Source organism: Mycobacterium sp. NGS11 (assembly GCF_059813315.1).
Genome location: NZ_JCALEJ010000063.1, coordinates 1 through 1,280, shown reverse-complemented (window position 1 = coordinate 1,280; position 1,280 = coordinate 1). Strand labels below are relative to the sequence as shown.

Here is a 1,280-nt window from a genome sequence, read left to right as displayed (position 1 = left end):
TGTCTTGAGTCAAGAATTTGGCAGGGTTTGTGCGGTTTTTAGGTAGGCCTGACGTGGGGTTCGATCGTTGAGGGCTTGGTGTGGTCGGACGGTGTTGTAGATGGTGCGGAAGCGGTGAGCTTCCATGTCGAGGGCGTCGCCGTCGCCGATGTAGCCGCGGAAGAGGTGCTCGTATTTCAGAGTGCCGAAGAAGCGTTCGATGACGCCGTTGGTTTGTGGTGATTTGATTCGGGTCCGGACGTGTCGCAGCAGGGGATCGTCTCCGGCGAACCGTGCTTGGAAAGTCTTGCCGCGGTAGCACGGTCCGTTGTCGGAGACCAATGCGATCGGTGCGGGGGCTTGGCCGATGACCGTGTTGTTGGCGTCGAGGATGTCCATCAGACCCCGGTCAGCGCGCAGATCGGTCAGGCCCAGGACGCGTTGGGCCTCCTCGATGGCCAGCTGCAGGCAGCGCACGGCATCGATACCGCGGCCGGTGGGAGACACGGTGATGGCCAGGCAGTACTTGCTCACGTAGTCGATGACCGCGCTGATCCTCCAGATGCCGCCGCAGGCGGTTTCGAATTCGGAGAAGTCGGTCTGCCACACTCGGTTGCGTTCGGTTGGCGGGTCGCGGAAAACGTGACGACGCAGTACCGCCCACGATTTCCGGTCGGCTCGAAAGCCCTGTGGCAACAGCAGATCTCGTCGCCGCAGGGCGCGTTGCACCGAGGAGTTGGTCACGTCGTGACCGTCAGCACGCATCAGGGCCGCGATCTTGCGGTAGCCCCAGGCCGGCCAGGTTTCGGCGTACTTGGCGGCCAGTGCCTCGATGCGATCGACAGTGGGTGCTGGCCACGGCCCCTTAGGTGGTGCGCCATAACGCAGTCGCGCCAGCCGGCGCCGATACGTGCGTTCGGGAATACCGGCCAGTGGGGCGAACCTCGAAACCGGCAGCCCCGCTGCCGCTCTTAGGGCTTCGAGGTCTGCGAAGGGACTTGATCAGCGAAGGCAGCTCCGCGTTGCCAGATCCGCAGCTGGACCGTGGCCTCGGCCAACGCCAGCTTGAGCTGCTCGTTTTCCCTCCGCAACCGACGCTGCTCGGGAGTTCCTGACCTGCCCGCCGGCCCGCCAGGAACCTCTTTGAGCCGATCAGCACCCGCCTCGAGGAACTGATGCTTCCATTTCGTCATCGTCACCGCGCTCACCCCGCAGCGACGAGCAGCTTCGGCACACGTCATCTCATTGGCCAGAACCGCCAACACCAGTCGGGTCTTCTCCTCTGCGGGAATCTTCGTACG

Annotated in this window: 2 protein-coding genes; both read right to left on the bottom strand. The window is 63.6% G+C overall.

Annotated features, from left to right (window positions below; translation table 11 throughout):
* Positions 1-9 precede the first annotated feature (9 nt).
* Complete coding sequence (locus tag AC5Y4T_RS26090) at positions 10-744, bottom strand: transposase (protein WP_499922043.1); 735 nt, start codon at positions 742-744, stop codon at positions 10-12.
* 206 nt (positions 745-950) lie between these two features.
* A partial coding sequence (locus tag AC5Y4T_RS26085) for a transposase (protein WP_499956136.1) occupies positions 951-1,280 on the bottom strand: 330 nt, incomplete at its 5' end.